Origin of the sequence: Halorubrum sp. GN11_10-6_MGM (assembly GCF_005435165.1) — an archaeon.
In the GTDB taxonomy this organism is placed as follows: Archaea; Halobacteriota; Halobacteria; order Halobacteriales; family Haloferacaceae; genus Halorubrum.
This window is the reverse complement of record NZ_SGUC01000028.1, coordinates 22,945-39,002: the sequence shown is the minus strand read 5'-3', so window position 1 is coordinate 39,002 and position 16,058 is coordinate 22,945. Positions and strand designations below refer to the sequence as shown.

Annotated in this window: 18 protein-coding genes and 1 tRNA gene; 6 read left to right on the top strand and 13 right to left on the bottom strand. The window is 62.7% G+C overall.

Annotation, left to right across the window (positions count from 1 at the left end; translation table 11 throughout):
- Positions 1-164 precede the first annotated feature (164 nt).
- From EXE46_RS12650 to EXE46_RS12635, 4 genes are all read right to left on the bottom strand, one after another.
- A complete protein-coding gene (locus EXE46_RS12650; protein ID WP_137688748.1) occupies positions 165-650 on the bottom strand; it encodes a DUF371 domain-containing protein in 486 nt (161 codons plus the stop codon).
- Positions 651-723: 73 nt separating this feature from the next.
- Positions 724-1,554, bottom strand: a complete 831-nt coding sequence (locus EXE46_RS12645; RefSeq protein ID WP_137688747.1) for an amidohydrolase family protein — start codon at positions 1,552-1,554, stop codon at positions 724-726.
- Between the two features lie 89 nt (positions 1,555-1,643).
- Positions 1,644-2,831 carry a redox-regulated ATPase YchF gene (locus EXE46_RS12640; RefSeq protein ID WP_137688746.1) on the bottom strand — a complete coding sequence of 396 codons (1,188 nt, stop codon included), beginning with the start codon at positions 2,829-2,831 and terminating at the stop codon, positions 1,644-1,646.
- A gap of 366 nt (positions 2,832-3,197) precedes the next feature.
- Positions 3,198-4,307 carry a GTP-binding protein gene (locus EXE46_RS12635; protein ID WP_121596254.1) on the bottom strand — a complete coding sequence of 370 codons (1,110 nt, stop codon included), beginning with the start codon at positions 4,305-4,307 and terminating at the stop codon, positions 3,198-3,200.
- Positions 4,308-4,510: 203 nt separating this feature from the next.
- On the opposite strand from EXE46_RS12635, the gene EXE46_RS12630 reads away from it, so the two are divergent.
- From EXE46_RS12630 to EXE46_RS12620, 3 genes are all read left to right on the top strand, one after another.
- A complete protein-coding gene (locus EXE46_RS12630; protein ID WP_137688745.1) occupies positions 4,511-4,711 on the top strand; it encodes a hypothetical protein in 201 nt (66 codons plus the stop codon).
- A gap of 90 nt (positions 4,712-4,801) precedes the next feature.
- Entirely contained in the window at positions 4,802-5,965 is a 1,164-nt protein-coding gene (locus EXE46_RS12625) for a CapA family protein (protein ID WP_137688744.1), read from the top strand.
- A 103-nt stretch (positions 5,966-6,068) separates the two neighbouring features.
- Positions 6,069-7,088 (top strand): NADP-dependent oxidoreductase, encoded by a 1,020-nt coding sequence (locus tag EXE46_RS12620; RefSeq protein ID WP_137688743.1) that lies wholly within the window; start codon positions 6,069-6,071, stop codon positions 7,086-7,088.
- 27 nt (positions 7,089-7,115) lie between these two features.
- On the opposite strand, the gene EXE46_RS12615 is transcribed toward EXE46_RS12620, so the two are convergent.
- The 5 genes from EXE46_RS12615 to EXE46_RS12595 form a co-directional block, all read right to left on the bottom strand.
- Positions 7,116-7,712: an NADPH-dependent FMN reductase gene (locus EXE46_RS12615; protein WP_137688742.1), complete on the bottom strand. Its 597-nt coding sequence runs from the start codon at positions 7,710-7,712 to the stop codon at positions 7,116-7,118.
- Positions 7,713-8,861, bottom strand: a complete 1,149-nt coding sequence (gene sfnG / locus EXE46_RS12610; protein WP_137688741.1) for a dimethylsulfone monooxygenase SfnG — start codon at positions 8,859-8,861, stop codon at positions 7,713-7,715.
- Between the two features lie 200 nt (positions 8,862-9,061).
- Positions 9,062-9,146 (bottom strand) — tRNA-Leu (locus EXE46_RS12605).
- A gap of 500 nt (positions 9,147-9,646) precedes the next feature.
- The gene (locus EXE46_RS12600) at positions 9,647-9,982 is read right to left on the bottom strand and encodes a hypothetical protein (RefSeq protein ID WP_008441312.1); all 336 of its coding nucleotides are present in this window, start codon (positions 9,980-9,982) and stop codon (positions 9,647-9,649) included.
- 1,085 nt (positions 9,983-11,067) lie between these two features.
- Positions 11,068-11,988, bottom strand: a complete 921-nt coding sequence (locus EXE46_RS12595) for a hypothetical protein (RefSeq protein WP_137688740.1) — start codon at positions 11,986-11,988, stop codon at positions 11,068-11,070.
- 250 nt (positions 11,989-12,238) lie between these two features.
- On the opposite strand from EXE46_RS12595, the gene EXE46_RS12590 reads away from it, so the two are divergent.
- Together EXE46_RS12590 and EXE46_RS12585 are read left to right on the top strand one after the other, a co-directional pair.
- Positions 12,239-12,625 carry a hypothetical protein gene (locus EXE46_RS12590; protein ID WP_137688739.1) on the top strand — a complete coding sequence of 129 codons (387 nt, stop codon included), beginning with the start codon at positions 12,239-12,241 and terminating at the stop codon, positions 12,623-12,625.
- Between the two features lie 167 nt (positions 12,626-12,792).
- Positions 12,793-13,278 carry a hypothetical protein gene (locus EXE46_RS12585; protein WP_137688738.1) on the top strand — a complete coding sequence of 162 codons (486 nt, stop codon included), beginning with the start codon at positions 12,793-12,795 and terminating at the stop codon, positions 13,276-13,278.
- 131 nt (positions 13,279-13,409) lie between these two features.
- Here EXE46_RS12585 and EXE46_RS12580 read toward each other — a convergent pair whose 3' ends face one another.
- The gene (locus EXE46_RS12580; RefSeq protein WP_199234166.1) at positions 13,410-13,823 is read right to left on the bottom strand and encodes a TRAM domain-containing protein; all 414 of its coding nucleotides are present in this window, start codon (positions 13,821-13,823) and stop codon (positions 13,410-13,412) included.
- Between the two features lie 55 nt (positions 13,824-13,878).
- Positions 13,879-14,031: a phage terminase large subunit family protein gene (locus tag EXE46_RS17195; RefSeq protein ID WP_199234165.1), complete on the bottom strand. Its 153-nt coding sequence runs from the start codon at positions 14,029-14,031 to the stop codon at positions 13,879-13,881.
- A 508-nt stretch (positions 14,032-14,539) separates the two neighbouring features.
- Between EXE46_RS17195 and EXE46_RS12575 the strand changes: the two genes are divergently transcribed.
- The gene (locus tag EXE46_RS12575; protein ID WP_137688737.1) at positions 14,540-14,836 is read left to right on the top strand and encodes a hypothetical protein; all 297 of its coding nucleotides are present in this window, start codon (positions 14,540-14,542) and stop codon (positions 14,834-14,836) included.
- A 221-nt stretch (positions 14,837-15,057) separates the two neighbouring features.
- Here EXE46_RS12575 and EXE46_RS12570 read toward each other — a convergent pair whose 3' ends face one another.
- On the bottom strand, positions 15,058-15,447 hold the full coding sequence (locus tag EXE46_RS12570) for a hypothetical protein (protein ID WP_137688736.1): 390 nt from the start codon (positions 15,445-15,447) through the stop codon (positions 15,058-15,060).
- A 75-nt stretch (positions 15,448-15,522) separates the two neighbouring features.
- Entirely contained in the window at positions 15,523-15,747 is a 225-nt protein-coding gene (locus tag EXE46_RS12565) for a hypothetical protein (RefSeq protein ID WP_137688735.1), read from the bottom strand.
- Positions 15,748-16,058: the final 311 nt, after the last annotated feature.

Here is a 16,058-nt window from a genome sequence, read left to right as displayed (position 1 = left end):
CAGCAGCCGCACCTCACCCCTCCCCAGCCTCGTCGGCCTCCCTCCGGTCGGCCGACTCCCTCGCGCGTGCTCCTCGGCCGCCGAGGGCGGCCGCTCGCAGGCACGCGCCACCGCATCAGTTTACAAACAGCCGAGACGCACCGTTCCCGGGACCCGCGTTCGCGTCACTCGATGGGATCGACTTCGAGCCGCAGCGTCAGTTCGGCGCCGTCGGCCAGCGCGGCCACGAGGTCGCGGTCGAGGTCGGCGGCCGCGCCGTCCCCGTCGACGAAGATCGTTCGCTCGTCGTCGGTGTAGTCGCTCGTGCGGCCGACCATCGAGCAGTCGTCGAGGAGGGTCAGGTCGGGGTCGCCGCGGCCGACGATCGTCTCCCGGTGCGTCTCGTCGCCCGCGTCGACGACGAGCGTCGCCTCGATGGTCGCGGCCGCGTCCCGACACGCCTCGCGGAACTCGGGGTCGAAGTCTCTGGGCGTCCGGTCGGCCTCCACCCCGACGATACAGTCCCCGGCGAGGGTGAGCCAGTCGTCGGTCGTGAGTTCGACGGTGCTCGCGTGCTCGGCGGTGACGTTCTCGTGGCCGACGGCGCGGACGACCTCGACGAGCGGGTCGTCGGCGTCGGTCCCCGTGGAGTCGCTCTCGGCATCGCTCATGCTCGCGGCCTCGGCGTCGGCGGGACAAGTGGGCGTCGCTTCCGCGGTGGTCGACGCGGCGCGCCGAGTCGCCTCAGACGTCGGCGCCCTCGGCGAGCGCCGGGACGAGCCGGGCGGGGTTCTTCGCCAGCACGCGCGCCATCAGGTCCTCGGAGACGTCGAGGGTGAGCACCTCCATCACGCCGACGTTGGGGTGGACGTCGGGCGCGCCGGAGCCGAAGAGGACGCGGTCGGGGTGTTCTAAGACGCCGCGTTCGAGCACCTCGCGGTAGCGCACCGCGCTCGTGTCGACGTAGACACGGTCGTGTTCGTCCAACAGGTCCAGCGTCCGGTTCATCAGCTCGGCGTCCAGCGGGTAGCCGCCGAAGCTCCCGAGGACGAGCGGGAGGTCGTAGCCGAGCAGCTCCGTCTCGACCGCCTCGGGCGGGAACTCCCGGCCCGCGTGGACGAACAGCGGGAGATCGGCGTCTTCGAGGCGCGAGAGGACGTCCTCGTTCGGCAGCCCGTCGACGTGGGGCGCCAGCGTGAACCCGTGGAAGCGGTCGTCGTAGGAGTACTGCTCGACGTCGTCGGGTCGGGTGTGGTGGTCGTCGCGCTCGGCGCGGAGGTTCCGGACGGCCGACACCGGGCCGGTGCCCGGGTCGCGGGGGCCGTTGAGGCGGGCGAACGCGACGAACGGGCGGTCGATCGACAGGCGGGCGACGGCGTTGTTCGCGCGGAGGTAGCTCCGCCCGGCGGCGCGCTGGCCGGGGCTCGCGACCGCGCGGACGATCCCCGCCTGAAGCATCTCGCGTTCGAGGCGCTCCGGCGAGATGTCCCGCCCGTGGGTGGCGACCGACGACTCGTCGGGGTCGAGGGTCGCGCGGGTGTCGACGATCCGGAAGTCGTGTTCTAACCCGAGCATGGCCGCTCTCTACGGGCCCGTCTCGGCCGACCCGCATGTGCCTGTCGGTCGCACGGAAGAACGCCGACGAGGCTGACGCCCGACGCCGGTCACGGGCCCGCGGTCGAGACGATCTTCACCACGTCGCCCTCGGTCAGCTCGTGGTCCTCGCCGATCCGGCGCGAGGCGCGCGCGTCGACCGCGTGGAGGTAGCCCTCGCCGATGTCGGAGTGGACCGCGTACGCGAGGTCGCGCGGGGTCGACCCCGCGGGCAGGAGGAACGCGTCCGGGAGGACGTTCCCGGTCCCGTCGGTCCACTTGCCGGCGTCCTGGACCGGGTAGGCCGTGATCCGGTCGAGGAGGTCGTAGACGGCCGCGTTCAGCGCGGTCTGGACGCCCGTCCCGCCGTGGGTCGCCATCGACTCGCGGAGGGCGTCGAGGCCGGCGCGCTGGTCGTCGGAGACGTCGCCGACGACCGCGAACTCCTCGTCGCCCGGGTCGTAGTCGACGACGCCCGCCTCCGCGGCCCGACGGAGGGCGAGCTCGCCGTCGGCCGTCGCGGGGATCACGGGCTTGTCCGTCCCCTCTCGGATGCGGTCGACCGCGCCGTCGGGCGCGGCGTCGACCTTGTTCGCGACGACGACGATGGGCTTCGTGCGGCGGCGGACCGCCCGCGCCAGCGCCTCGCGGTCGTCGTCGGTCCACGCCTTCGGGTCGTCGGGGTACGAGAGGTCGCGGAGGACCGCGGTCACGTCGTATTCGGTCGCGCCGAAGCCGGTGAGCATGTCCGAGAGGGCGGCTTCGAGGTCGAAGTCGGGCGCGCGCGACTGCCGCTCGACGCCCTCCCAGTTGCGGTCGACGATGCCCGCCAGCCAGAGGTCCATCTCCTCCTCGACGAAGTCCACGTCGTCGAGGGGGTCGTGGCTCCCGACCTCGACCGGCTCCCCCTCGGCGTTGGTGGCGCCGGAGGCGTCGACGACGTTCAACACGACGTCCGCGTTCGTCAGCTCGTCGAGGAACTGGTTGCCGAGCCCCTTCCCCTCGTGGGCGCCCGGCACGAGCCCGGCGACGTCGAGCAGTTCGACCGGGACGTAGCGCTTCCCGTCGCGGCAGTTCTCCGCCCCGCAGCGCTCCTCGCGGTCGAGGCAGGGGCACTCGGTGCGGACGTAGGTCACGCCTCGGTTCGGGTCGACGGTCGTGAACGGGTAGTTCGCGACGTCGACGTCGGCCATCGTGGCGGCGGTGTAGAAGGTGGACTTGCCGGCGTTCGGCTTGCCCGCGAGCGCGACCGTGAGCATACCCGACGGTCGCGGCCCCGCGAAAAGCGCCTTTCGGTCGCTCGCAGTAGCGACCGTCCGCGCCGTGGTGACGAGATCGGGTTACATTGCCCTCAGAATGCGGTGGCGCGTGCCTCCGAGGCCGCACCGCGGCCGAGGAGCACGCGCGAGGGAGTCGGCCGACCGGAGGGAGGCCGACGAGGTTGGGGAGGTGTGAGGTGCGGTCGCGGTTGGGCGGGGATCGAAGGGGCAGTCGCGCTCGACGAACCCCAGCGACGCAAGGACCGCAGAGAGCGTAGTGACCGAGGACCGCAGCGAGCTGTGGGAGTCGAGCGCGACTGGGGCTTCGGCGGTCTCGGTCACGGTGGACGACCGGGGATGATTGACCTACTTCCGCGCGACGATCCGGAGCACGTCCTCGTCGGCTAACTCGTGGCTCTTCCCGACCTGCTGGTCGTCGTGTTTGGCGCTGTCGCCGGACACCCGCGCGAACTTGAACCGCTCGTCGAACTCGCCGCCGAGCTTCGAACAGGCGTCGCCGACGGTGTCGCCCTCGAACAAAATTAGGGGCTCCTCGTAGTCGACGCCGCGGCCGGGCTTGTCCATGTATATCCGAATCACGCCCAGCTCCTCCCAGAGCCGTTCCTTCAGGCCGTCGAGGCCGAGCCCCTCCTCGGCGGAGATGAAGATCACGTCGTCGGGGTCGAGGTCGCGCTCGCGCAGTTCCTCCTTGACGGTCGGGAGGTAGCTCTTGTCGATGAGGTCGGCCTTGTTGACGGAGACCATCGAGGGGAGGTACTCGCGGTTGTCCATCACGGCGTCGACGAGCTCGTCGATGGTGAGGTCGTGAGGGATCGTCACCTTCGCGTTGACGTAGCCGTACTCGCGGAGGACCTGCTTGACCGTCTCCTCGTCCAAGCTCACGTCGTCGCTCATCGTCACGCCGAGCCCGTCTTTGTGCGTCTTCCGGATGTTGATGTTCGGCGGCTCGGTGTCGAGGCGGATGTTCGTCGCGTACAGCTCCTCGCGGAGCCGGTCGTACTGCTCTATCTCGAAGACCGAGAGCATGAACACGACCAAGTCCGCCGTCCGGACGACGGAGAGCACTTCCTTCCCGCCCCCGCGCCCGCCCGCGGCGCCCTCGATCAGCCCGGGAACGTCGAGGATCTGGATGTTCGCCCCGCGGTACTGTAGCATTCCGGGGTTGACGTCGAGCGTCGTGAACTCGTAGGAGCCCACCTCGCTGTCGGCGTTGGTGAGGGCGTTGATGAGTGTGGACTTGCCGACGCTCGGGAAGCCGACCAAGGCGACCGTGGCGTCACCGTGCTTCTCGACCGCGTAGCCGTGGCCGCCGCCGGCGGAGGACTGGTTCTCCAGCTTCTCCTTTTTCTCCGCGAGCTTCGCCTTCAAGCGCCCGATGTGTGCCTCCGTGGACTTGTTGTAGGGCGTCTCGGCGATCTCCTCGCGGAGGTCTTCGATCTCCTCCTCCAGTCCCATTACCAAACCCTCGGCCGGTCGGCTCGTTAAAGGTGTTCCTTCGGATCGCCGCCCCGTCACGGCGAACCGAATCCCCCGACGGCCCCGCAAACCGAGGACCGCGATACCCCCCGCGAGCCGACGGTTCGCCGTCGAACGAGTGGTTGGCGCGCCGATATTTCGACACGGTTATATCGGAGACGAATAACCTTCTGACACGCCGAATGCCAGATCCGTCGAGCCTTCGCGACAGCACGCAGATCGTCCTCCCGCGCCGCGCGCTCGACGGCCATCGGGAGCGCCTCGAAAACCGGTTCACCGTCACCGTCGTCGAGACGCCCGAACAGTACCGGATCGTCGGCAGCCCCGTCGAGATCAAGGCCGCGAGCGACTACCTCACGCGCAACGGCGTCGCGGTTGCGTGAGGTCGGCTCGCCGACGGACGACCCCTTAGCTCGCTCCCCTCTCTCCCCGTTCGGAGCGTTGAAGTCCCCGCTCGCCGAGACCTCGTGACGATGGTCACGCGCCGGTCCCTGCTCGCCTCGGGCGCCGCCGGCCTCGGTGGACTCGCCGGTTGCGCCGCGAACTCCCCGACCTCCGACACCGACGGCGCGAGCGACACCGACGGAAGCGCGGACGACGTCGACGGAGACGCCGACGACGAGACCGCGCGGATCGGCTTCGTCGGCGACCTCATGCTCGGCCGCAGCGTCGCCGACCGCTGGGCCGACGGCGACGACCCCGAAGGCGTCTGGGGGTCGACGCTGACGCGGCTCCGCGAACTCGACGCGCTCGTCGGCAACCTGGAGTGTTGCGTCTCCGACCGCGGCGAGCGGTGGCCCGACAAGGTGTACTACTTCCGCTCACCCCCCTCGTTCGCCGTCCCCGCGCTTGAGGCGGCCGGGACCTCGTTCGTCTCGCTCGCCAACAATCACGTCCTCGACTACCGGGAGCCGGCGCTCCGCGACACGCGGCGACACCTCGCGGACGCCGGCATCGCCCGCGCCGGCGCGGGCGCGAACGCCGGCGAGGCGCTCCGCCCCGCGACGTTCGAGGCCGGCGATCTCACCGTCGCGGCGTTCGGGCTCACCGACCAGTCGACCGCGTTCGCGGCGACCGACGCCGATCCGGGAACCGCGTTCGCGCGGCTCGACCCCGCGGTCCGCGGGACGCGAACCCTCGTCGGCGACGTCCTCGACCGCGTCGCCGAAGCGGAGCCGGACCTCGTGGTCGCCTCGCTCCACTGGGGGGCGAACTGGGAGACGGAGCCGCGCGCGGTCCACGAGCGGTTCGGCCGGTGGCTCGTCGAGCGGGGGGTCGACGTCGTCCACGGCCACAGCGCCCACGTGCTTCAGGGCGTGGAGGTGTACGACGGCTGCCCGATCATCTACGACGCGGGAGACTTCGTGGACGACTACGTCAGCTATCGCGACCGCGAGGGCGTCTACAACAAGCGGAGCGCGCTGTTCGAACTCGTCGTCCGCGGCGGGGAGCTCGCCGCGCTCGACGTCGTTCCGACCGCGATCGCCGACGAGACCGCGAGGCTGGCCGACGGCGAGGTCGCCGAGTGGGTACGCGAGACGGTCGCCGAGCGCTCCGACGCGTTCGGCACCGCGGTCGAGGGCGTCGGCGGCGAGCGCGACGGCGGTCGACTGCGGATCCCGCTCGGCGGCGAGTAGCCCGTCGCCCGCCTCCGGATCCCGCCGACGGCGCTCACTTCCGGATCCCCACGACGGCTGCTGGGGACCAAACCCTGTTCAGTCGCGTCCACCAACGGCGACCGTGACGGACACCAACCGCGAGTGGCTGCTCGCCGAGCGGCCGACCGGCGAGCCCAACCAGGACAGCTTCGAACTGCGCGAGACTGACGTCCCCACTCCCGCGCCGGGCGAACTCCTTGTTCGCACCCGGTTCCTCTCGGTCGACCCGTACATGCGCGGTCGGATGCGCGACGCCGAGTCGTACGCCGAGCCGTGGGACGTGGGCGACGCGCTGAAGGGCGGCGTCGTCGGCGAGGTGATCGAGAGCGAGAGCGACGCGTACGACGCGGGCGACCTCGTGACCGGCGAGGGGACGTGGGCCGACTACGCGACGCTCGACACCGACGACGTCGCGCCCGTCGATCCGACGATCGCGGCCCCCGAGGCGTATCTCGGCGTCCTCGGCATGCCCGGCCGGACCGCCTACTTCGGCCTGCTGGAGGTCGGCCAGCCGAAGCCCGGCGACACGGTCGTCGTCTCCGGCGCCGCCGGCGCCGTCGGCTCGGTTGTCGGCCAGATCGCGGTGCGCAACGGCTGTCGCGTGGTCGGGTTCGCCGGCAGCGACGAGAAGACCGACTGGCTCACCGACGACCTCGGCTTCGACGCCGCGATCAACTACAAGACGACCGACGACTACCGCGCCGCGCTCGACGAGGCCGCTCCCGACGGCGTGGACGTCTACTTCGACAACGTCGGCGGCCCCATTACCGACGCCGTCTTCACGAAGCTGAACCTCGACGCGCGCGTCGCGGTCTGCGGCCAGATCGCCCACTACAACGACGAGGACGTCCCGACCGGTCCGCGCAAGCTCCCCCAGCTGATCTCGGTGCGGGCCAGAGTCGAGGGCCTGCTCGTCGGCGACTTCGCGACCCGGTTCGGCGAGGCGAGCGAGCGGCTCGCCGAGTGGGTCGCGAGCGGCGACCTCGAACACCGCGAGACGGTCGTGGAGGGTTTAGAGAACGCCCCAGACGCCTTCCTCGGCCTGTTCTCCGGCGACAACATCGGCAAGCAGGTGGTGCGGGTGTCGTCGCCGTCGGAGTGACGCTCCCGCCGACCGAACCGAGAACGGTCAGATAGCGGGTCCGATCTCGCCGAGCGCGTCTCCGTCTTCCACCGCCGCCGACAGCTCGACCGTGGCCCCGCCCAGCAGTTCGAGGTGGTCGCGGAGGTCGCCGTCGGCTATCTCCCCCTCATCGAACTGGTCGCCGTTCGCGTACACCGCGCCCCCGACGGTGTGTGCGCCGAAGAACGCGAACACGGGTCGGAGCTCCTGGTCGACCGCGAGGAAGTGGTGGTTCGTCGCGCCGGTCGCGACGAGTCCGACCGCCGCGTTCTCGAAGGGGGCGACGTCGCCCTGCCACTGGCCCCTGGGAACCATGTCGAGGAGGTTCTTGAGCGCGCCCGAGTACGAGCCGCGGTAGACGGGGGTCCCGACGACGTAGGCGTCGGCCTCGACGATCAGTTCGAGCGCCTCGGCGGTGTCGCCCTCGTAGTTGTCGATGCCGCGGCCGTCCGCGGTGTCGAGGTCGTACTCGGCGAGGTGGAGCAGCGCGGTCTCGACGCCGCGTTCGTCGGCCGCCGCGTCCAGCGCGACTTCGACCGCGGTCCGCGTCCGGGAGTCGGCGGAGACGCTGCCGACGATCCCGAGGAGGGTTCGGTCCGCCATCTATCGAGCCACCTTCGCGCCGCCGACCGTCTCGATCTCGTCGACCGCGTCGACCGCGTCGGGATCGAGGGGCTCGGCCTCGTCGATCGCCGGAATAATCGTCTCGCCGAAGCGTTTGAGCTCCTCCTCGAAGTCTAGGAAACCCGCGAGGACGATGTCGATACCGACGGCGTCCAGCTTCCGGATCCGCTCGACGATCTGGTCGTCGGTCCCGATGAGTCCGGTCTTGAAGCCGTCGTTGTACTGGACCAGATCCTCGAAGTCGGAGTCGGCCCACATCCCCTCGCCCTCGTCCGACGACTGGCCGGCCTCCTTCACCTGCTCTTTGAAGGCGTCGACCGCCTCGTCGGTCGCGTTCTCGATGATCCCCTCTAAGACCTCCTTGGACTCGGCCTCGGTGTCACGCTGGATGACGAACGCGTTCGCGGCGAACCGCGGCGGCTCCGTGCCGAACTCCTCGGCGTACGCCTCGACGTCGTCGATGACGGCGCGGATCTCTTGGAGGCTCCCGCCGTTGATGAAGAGGACGTCGGCGTGTCTCGCGGCCATCTCTCGGGCCGCCTGCGAGTTCCCGCCCTGGAACACCTGCGGGTACGGGTCCTGGACGGGTTTCGGCTCCATCGGTGCCCCCTCGAACCCCTCGATGTCCTTCCCGATCGTGTAAAAGCGGCCGTCGTAGGTCGCGCGGTCCTCGGTCCACAGCGCTTTCAGCACCTCGATGAACTCCGACGAGCGGGCGTACCGCTCGTCGTGTTCGAGCCACGACTGGCCGAACCCGGTGAACTCGCCTTTGAACCAGCCGGAGACGACGTTGATCGAGAACCGCCCGTCGCTGATTCGGTCGGCCGTCGAGATGAAGTTCGCCAGCGGGCCGGGCTCCCACAGCCCGGGATGGACCGCGCCGATCACGTGGAGATCGTCGGTCTGCGCGGCGAGCGCGTTGGCGATCGACAGCGCCTCAAGCTGTTTGTCCGCCCCGTAGCTGCCGAAGAAGCGCGCCTGTGCGAGCGCGTAGTCGAACCCGACCGACTCCGCCGTGCGGGCGAGATCGAGGTTGTAGTCGTACGTCCAGTCCGTCTCCGTGTCCCAGTCCGAAACGACCAGCCCGCCGCTGACGTTCGGCACCCAATAGGCGAATTCGGTGTCCATACGCGCTCCTCACCACGTGCGGACTTAACCCGGTCCTCGACGGCCAACTCTGTCGGGGTTCCCCGATAGCGGTGGTGTTTGTGCGGGGACACCGTTAGCGGCAAGAATCGATCGTGGCGGGTCCGACTGGTGCTCGGGTTCAAATCCGCTCCCGCTCCTTCACTCCAGCCGACTCGCTTCGCTCGTCGGCTTCCGTTTAGTGCGCGGGACCGGATTTGAACCGGCGGACCCCTACGGGATAGCGTCCTAAGCGCTACGCCTTTGGCCTGGCTCGGCAACCCGCGCTTGTCGCTTGCGGTCAGAGCACGCGTGATCACCGCATCGCCAACCACAGGGCTCGTACCCGCTGTGTGCGCGTCTTTCGCGCTCGCGTATAGCCATTTCGAAACTCGTGGATTTGCTTGTGTCGCGGGCATCTCACCCCGTCTATTTAAAAGTAATCCGGGGCGTAGCGTTATGCGACACGGACACTCGTAGCGCTTAGGACTGCTATCCCGTAGGGGTCCGCCGGTTCAAATCCGCACTTGTCCCGCGGACTGCGCGTTCGCTACTCTTCGCTCGCACGATCGTGCGCACCTTACCGCCGGAACTCGACGTTGCTCTCCTGGTCGTCGGTGTCGTCGCCTCTCTCAAAGTATTCACTCGGTCTCAATGAGTGTTCGATGAGAACTGCTAATTCAACAATAGACTGGTATCAGAAACACCAACGAGGCTCCGTTGAAATTCTATTATTCAGACATATTCTCGGCTGAAACAGTCGGTTGATGAGAGCTGCGAACACACCGCTACAAATCATGTTTTGAGGGGTCACAAAGTGCGATGCGTACCTCGTCGGCAGAGACGCTGAATATCACGACTTCCAACCCGTGTTCAGTGGCGATGTTGCGTATGCTTTCCGGGGCATTTTCCGGGTCGGCTTCCACAGTATCACCTCCGGGTAGCGCGTCGAGAATCCGTATCCAAAGTGGTTGGTTCTCGTGTTTCAATCCTCCCTCGCGTGGGATATTACCGGATACCCACTCACCGGACAATCCCGGCACGGCCGTATCGCCGCTATCGGACTCGAATCCAAAATAGCCCGCCTCTTTGAGGTCTTGTCTCACTCGCTCCCAATCGGTCATTGGTCGTCTAATTGAACAATACCGACGTAAATATACACCTGTACTGAATGATACGTGCTTCACCTGTATTGAACGACTGGGGCGTGAACTTATCAACTGCGAAGGATTTCAACAAGGCCTATTTTATACAACGCAGAGTTTTTTTTTTTTGATATATGGTCCCCTCGCTCTCACCCGCCACACGACAATTCCTTGTATTCGTATTTGTAGGAATATACGCTCTGTTGAGCCTTCTCCGACTCATGGAAGGTGGTCTCATTCCATGGGGCCCTATTGTGGGTATTGGTGTCGGTATCGCACTCCTTGCCGGTCCGGTTGTCTGGGTTGCACGTGACCGATATCCGGAACAGCGCCGAGAGCGTTTGGCATTAGTAGCATTTGGTATCGCTATGATTATCTTTCCTCTCACGCTCGGTCTTCTACTTGCGTTTGGGGCACCCCCGTTTATACCGTCATCTGACGCTCTCATTGTTGGGGCTTACGTTGGACTGCTCTTTGCTCACATAGCAGAACACACGGTTGTGCCAGAACGGTTGCGAGCTGTCAATTAGAAATCGGACTACTGATTGTACATGTATATACTGTACTGAGCGATTGAGGGAGCGAAACTATCAACTACTGAGGATTTCAACAAGGCCTTGAGATCCTCTCCTTCAGGCATATTCTTCGACTGACTGCCCACCCCAGCCGGTGGTGGGAGCGGGCTGTTTTTGAAGGGGCTGAGCAGGAATATCGACCCACTGAAACGTCCGACGCCCGGGAGAGGGATGGATTGTGGGCCGGTGGTGGAGACTGCCAGCACGACCGTATCGCCTGCGGATAGTCACGGAAAAGTGATATAAACCGTGTAAATGGGGGTTCACCGTCCGCCGCAGTTCTCTACGCAGGGGGTTCGAACACACTCTACACAGATACACAGGAGTGTTGACCTCTCACAGTGTCGAACAGCACCCACCAGAATCCCTGTAAAACACCAGATTGCTGTACCCTACGTCCCCGTGTTTCGTTTGACCCCGTACGCGGCTTCATGGCCCTGTGTCAGTTTATTTAGTGGTGTGGTTGGTGGGGCGGAGTTGCCGCGGAGGTCACCGGTCGGTGGGGTGTGAGTATGCGACCTCGGAGAAGTACTCATCGAACCAATCTTTGAAGGTACGCATATCGGATTCGACGACGGCGGTGATTGTGTTGACCAGGTCGGCGGCGTCGCCGTAGGGCTCATTTGGGTCCTTGCTACGCCATACCTTTCGGTTCACGGCCTGAGATGACCAGTTGGAGTAGGGGTGACTGAAGCGGCCACCGTCCAAGTCGTACACGCCGCGGTCGTGAAGGGCGTTGAAAAAGGAACACATTGTGCTTCTGTCCTCGAATACCCAGAACGTGTTCCGGTAGTCCTTCCGGAGCGTATTCCACTTCGAAATCCACTGTTCTGTGTTGTTGCTGTTTGTGAGGACCTCCACGTTCCAATTGTTGGTATGGCTAGGCGTCCAAAAGGTGATGTCGGCGGCCTTATTCGACCCCCCTCCCGGGTACCAATTTACCAGTTGTGACCACGAGAGAGTCTCTACCCGGCGACCAACGGCTTCCACGCCTTTTCGATGGAGTAGCAATTCGTTAGGGTCGCCGAAGATGGGGCCTGTAGCGTCCTCGCTGGCCCAATCTGGGCGAAGCCCGAGTTCATCAACCTGACCTTTGAAGATGTCCCGGATGGCGCGGATCGCCTGCTCGGTCGGCAGCCAATCGACCTTCCTTCGGCCAAGCCAATCCTCGTCGAGGAAGCCTCTGTCAAGGAGGCGATCGTGCGCATCTTCGTAGTCGCTGTACTCGCGGCTGTTCCATCCATCGAACATATCCCGCAGCGGGAGTTCCTGGTCCTGAGAGATGTGGAGTTCCTCCTCCCCGATGTGGAAGGGCTTGGAGTTGAACCACCTGGTGACCAGGTACAAGACATCTACCTCATCGTCTCTAAGGCCGTGGAAGCGGGCTCCGGACGTGTCTATCGAACTCATCGCCTCGGCCAACTGGGTTCAGTATAAAATACCTGTGTAAAGTGCCGACGCCCCGTCAGACTTCGAGTCTAACCAACACCGCTCAGAATGTTGGTTAAGAGAATCAATCACCCCGGTCGCTCCGAACCAGCCGCCGCAAAAATCGGGCCGTCGAGTGACTATGCAAGTACTCTTTTTATCAGAGAATCATTCTGAAACGGCCTTACAATGGCCCCGGCGATGAAGCGCCGGAACCACGCTGCCACCAGCTATGACAGCAATACAACCTACTCTGTGGAGCAGGGATAACTCTGTTCGACTGACCGTCGAAGACGCCGTATCGGTTATCACAAACAGCCGCCGAAGACACATCATCACGCTCATCGAGGAACGGGATGAGAAGGTGAGTGTGGGAGAGCTGGCCGAGGCGATTGCGGCCATCGAGGCAGACAAGGCGATCCCCGAAGTAACCTCGGAAGAGCGGAAGAACGTGTACATCGCGCTGACCCAGCTACACTTAGAGACGCTCGAAGAGAACGGCGCGGTTACGTATCACGAGAGAAGCAAGCATGTGGACAGAGGAGACACCACTTCGGGGCTGGCGCAATTCATTCGCCACTTCGAATCGGTCTGTGAGACGGAGGCGGGCGACGAGTAAGACAAAGCCACCCATTCGGCTCTGTTGAAATCCTATTATTCAGACGTGTTCTTGTCTGAAACAGCTGGTCGATGAAGACTACCTATTGATCACCGCCCTTTACTCAACTCACGGGGATATTCCATAGCGATAGACTGATTTTTCAATATCTTATTAATTGGCTTCATATGGGTGAAGATGCTCTCGTTGAGGCGTATATCAGAAGTGAACAATCACCAGATGGCAAGTGGTGGGTAGAGGTTCCTGCTGGCTTTTCTGTTCAACAGAATCGTAGGCAATCAGTCACTCTGAAAAGTGTTGATGCGGTGTGCCTAACTGACCAACCACAACAGCTTCCCGAAACCTACCCAGATTACAACGGTTCTGTTGAGTATGTCAACCCGAATATCCCTGAAAGCGGCGTCACAAGAACTGAATTGTTTCGCAGAGTTCGTGACTTGAACTACTTTAATGGTGAGCAGGTCTCAATCATTGAAGCAAAGACGGGTGAATCGTCGTTTAAATCTATCGGGCAGCTCGAAGCATACAAAACCCTTCTCGAAGAAGACTTCGGGTGGACGGTCAAAGAGCAGATCTTGTTGAGCGCTGATCGAGACCCTATTGTTGACGATGCTGCAAGTTCACTTGAAATACGTGTTGTGAACGTTCGGTAACTCTGTTATCTGTATTGATTGCAGGGGGATAGAACCTATTACCTTTTGAGGATTTCAACAGAACCACCCATTCCTATCCGACAGATCCGGCTACACTACTCAGGGAATGCAAGGAGGATTAGCGACTCAGGCTACTCGTAGTAACTGACGCGCTCGACAACTTCCGCGAAGGCGACATTCTCGCGCACATCGGTAATCTCGATAGTGACACGCTCGGTCTGTTTGGTGTCGGGAACAATAACGACGAATCCGCGCTCAACACGCGTGATACCGTCGCCTTGGTCACCAATGTCTTCGATTTCGACGGTACGTTGTTCGCCCTCCTCGACAGGGGGCGTCTGTGGCGCTTGCTCCGGTTGTGGATTGGCGTCTGTATTTTTGGCCTCATTGGTCGCGGGTGACGGCAGAACAGCTACACGGTACGTCTCGCCTGCCTGTAGTTCGCCAAGGCTGAGCTCTTGCTCTGGTACCTCAACGATATATGATCCATCACGCTCTTCGACCTTTCCCGAGAACAGACACCGAAGTTCCTTTGAAATCTTCATTTGAAGACCGTACACCGGATACGGGACAAAGAGGACTTTATTCTGCTGTCTGCGACTACTCCGGCGCTACAACGTCTTCACAGACCGGACACTCGGCCCACACGCCCTCGGTGCCGTCGTTCTTTTCGTACTCAAGAAGAATCCACGCTTCCGAGATCTCCTCACCACATTCCGGACAGCGGCCGAGCGACGATTCGTCAGCGTTCATGGAACGGGGTGGAAGGAGCGTGTGACAGTGTTCCTTCCAACCGAATCTCAATCGGCCTTGAACGTAAGCCTTTGGCGGCTTTGCGGGTCGAATACGCCTTATTTTCGGTAGATACAGACCACCAATAGCATTAATTCACAGCCACCAAAACATCCGATCCCATGGGTGTCCGCACAGTACTTACTCGGCTCCTGCCCAGTGATGAGACAGAGGTAGTCGTGGAGTGCCGCCAGTGCGGTGAGAATCTTGCGCCGGGCGCAGATGAGTGTCCCAAGTGTGGGTCAGATGAGGTAGAGCGCTTTCAAATTTCAGAGTAGGCTGCCGCGTTCGGAATACCTCAGTGGCTCTGTTGAAACCCTCAACCGGTGATATGTTCTTGGAGCCATACTGAACACAGAGCGCGAGTCGGTTAGCGCCATCAGCACCGTTTCACGATCACACTATACTCGTCTCAGCGGCGGGTACGCAAACCCCACAATATTTGAACGTCGCCGGAGATAACACGCTGATGCCCTCCATTATCGATGAGACCGTGTTCGGCGAACCCTCTAGAGGGCTTGGGCTGGTTTTCCTCTGTGGCGCACTTCTGATAGCCGGGCAGCAAGCGTACTACGTCATTCTAAAAGGGGCGACGCTTTACTATGCCACACTATTTATCGGTGCTGGGATGGCCCTCTCCGGCATTGCCGAGTCCTTGCCGAAATCCCGACGACGGGCTTCTGGTGCCCTGCGACTCACAGCGATCGCTGTACTGGCGAGTATTCTCGTAATCGGCTTCGTCAGGCCCGAGCTCCTCTTAGTGTGATTGACCCGGTCGGGTTGAGTTCACCGCTCTTGTAAGGAGTTCATTCGCACGGAGGACTCATTGGGAGTGACCGAAAAGACAAGAGGTGAAGTTGCTACACGCACCCTCTGTATCTCGCACGCCGAGCCTATCAATTCTTAAGGATTTCAACAGAGCCACCTCAGTCAATATCGCCAATCAGGATAGCCTACGCAACCGCGAGGTTCTTGTCTCCCTCTCAGTCAGTCACGATCGTGTCGCCGTCCGATTTCAACATCGTTCTCCCCCGTATCGACGCCGTCCTCGGTCATCTCTTTGTATTCGCTAGGTCTCACCGAGTGCTCGATTAGTGCATCTACTCGCTCTCGGAGCTCCGATGAGAGTGCTTGATAGTCGATCTTCTCTTCCTCGGCATCGTACATGTCCTCGCTCATGTCGTGCTCTACAAGATTGCGGAGCTCGACACTTGCTGCCGTCTCCCGCCGGTAATTGCCGCGTACGACATGGATTGATATAATCGATGCTGAGAGTCGATTCCCTAATCTGATGAATTTGATCTGCGAATTCTTCAGGATTTGCGCGTCCTCTTCGAAGCCACTCGGGTATTCTTCGTCGTCGTTTGGGTTCGACATTTCACTTGTCGACGTATGATCTCTCCTATTAAAACTTAGCAAAATAAGTGATCATAAATAGAATGATCCTCTCAGTTAGTCACGCTCTCGCTCTCGCAGGAGCATCTCGCTGGCAGACGGCTCCTCATCCTCATCCTCGTCGCTGTCATCCGCCAGTTCTCCTCGGAGGTCGGACGGAGTCTTGTTGGACTCTCGGTCGCCGAACAACGACTCTTCTGAGTCCGTCGGCGTCGGCGCACCCTCGCCTCCCGAGGCCAGCTCAAGCGCTTCACCGTCACGATCGTCGTTGTTCTCGGTCATTGGCTATTGATCTGAGACTACAACTAATAATTTTGAGGGTGTACTTCTGTTGAAATCCTCAACACACGGTATTGTTTTGTCGCATCCTTCCGTATGGACGGGCATGCCCTTCCGCGACGCAGTCGGCCCTCGGCAGGCACTGATACTCTTAATCGGGCTGGCTATGACCTCCGTCGGACTCCTCGGCCTTATTTGACCCAACAGGCTTTGTTGAAATCCTCAGTAGGTGATATATTCTAACCCGGTCGTGGTCAATACAGGGAATTCACCTATTAATTGATTCAGGAGGGGTAGTTCGAAAACAGTAGTAT

What these genes read in the sequence shown, in the direction of transcription:
- EXE46_RS12650 (WP_137688748.1), bottom strand. Translation starts at nt 650, where the DNA reads ATGAGCGATGCCGAGAGCGACTCCACGGGGACCGACGCCGACGACCCG.
- EXE46_RS12645 (WP_137688747.1), bottom strand. Translation starts at nt 1,554, where the DNA reads ATGCTCGGGTTAGAACACGACTTCCGGATCGTCGACACCCGCGCGACC.
- EXE46_RS12640 (WP_137688746.1), bottom strand. Translation starts at nt 2,831, where the DNA reads ATGCTCACGGTCGCGCTCGCGGGCAAGCCGAACGCCGGCAAGTCCACC.
- EXE46_RS12635 (WP_121596254.1), bottom strand. Translation starts at nt 4,307, where the DNA reads ATGGGACTGGAGGAGGAGATCGAAGACCTCCGCGAGGAGATCGCCGAG.
- EXE46_RS12630 (WP_137688745.1), top strand. Translation starts at nt 4,511, where the DNA reads ATGCCAGATCCGTCGAGCCTTCGCGACAGCACGCAGATCGTCCTCCCG.
- EXE46_RS12625 (WP_137688744.1), top strand. Translation starts at nt 4,802, where the DNA reads ATGGTCACGCGCCGGTCCCTGCTCGCCTCGGGCGCCGCCGGCCTCGGT.
- EXE46_RS12615 (WP_137688742.1), bottom strand. Translation starts at nt 7,712, where the DNA reads ATGGCGGACCGAACCCTCCTCGGGATCGTCGGCAGCGTCTCCGCCGAC.
- sfnG (WP_137688741.1), bottom strand. Translation starts at nt 8,861, where the DNA reads ATGGACACCGAATTCGCCTATTGGGTGCCGAACGTCAGCGGCGGGCTG.
- EXE46_RS12600 (WP_008441312.1), bottom strand. Translation starts at nt 9,982, where the DNA reads ATGACCGATTGGGAGCGAGTGAGACAAGACCTCAAAGAGGCGGGCTAT.
- EXE46_RS12595 (WP_137688740.1), bottom strand. Translation starts at nt 11,988, where the DNA reads ATGAGTTCGATAGACACGTCCGGAGCCCGCTTCCACGGCCTTAGAGAC.
- EXE46_RS12590 (WP_137688739.1), top strand. Translation starts at nt 12,239, where the DNA reads ATGACAGCAATACAACCTACTCTGTGGAGCAGGGATAACTCTGTTCGA.
- EXE46_RS12585 (WP_137688738.1), top strand. Translation starts at nt 12,793, where the DNA reads ATGGGTGAAGATGCTCTCGTTGAGGCGTATATCAGAAGTGAACAATCA.
- EXE46_RS12580 (WP_199234166.1), bottom strand. Translation starts at nt 13,823, where the DNA reads ATGAAGATTTCAAAGGAACTTCGGTGTCTGTTCTCGGGAAAGGTCGAA.
- EXE46_RS17195 (WP_199234165.1), bottom strand. Translation starts at nt 14,031, where the DNA reads ATGAACGCTGACGAATCGTCGCTCGGCCGCTGTCCGGAATGTGGTGAG.
- EXE46_RS12575 (WP_137688737.1), top strand. Translation starts at nt 14,540, where the DNA reads ATGCCCTCCATTATCGATGAGACCGTGTTCGGCGAACCCTCTAGAGGG.
- EXE46_RS12570 (WP_137688736.1), bottom strand. Translation starts at nt 15,447, where the DNA reads ATGTCGAACCCAAACGACGACGAAGAATACCCGAGTGGCTTCGAAGAG.
- EXE46_RS12565 (WP_137688735.1), bottom strand. Translation starts at nt 15,747, where the DNA reads ATGACCGAGAACAACGACGATCGTGACGGTGAAGCGCTTGAGCTGGCC.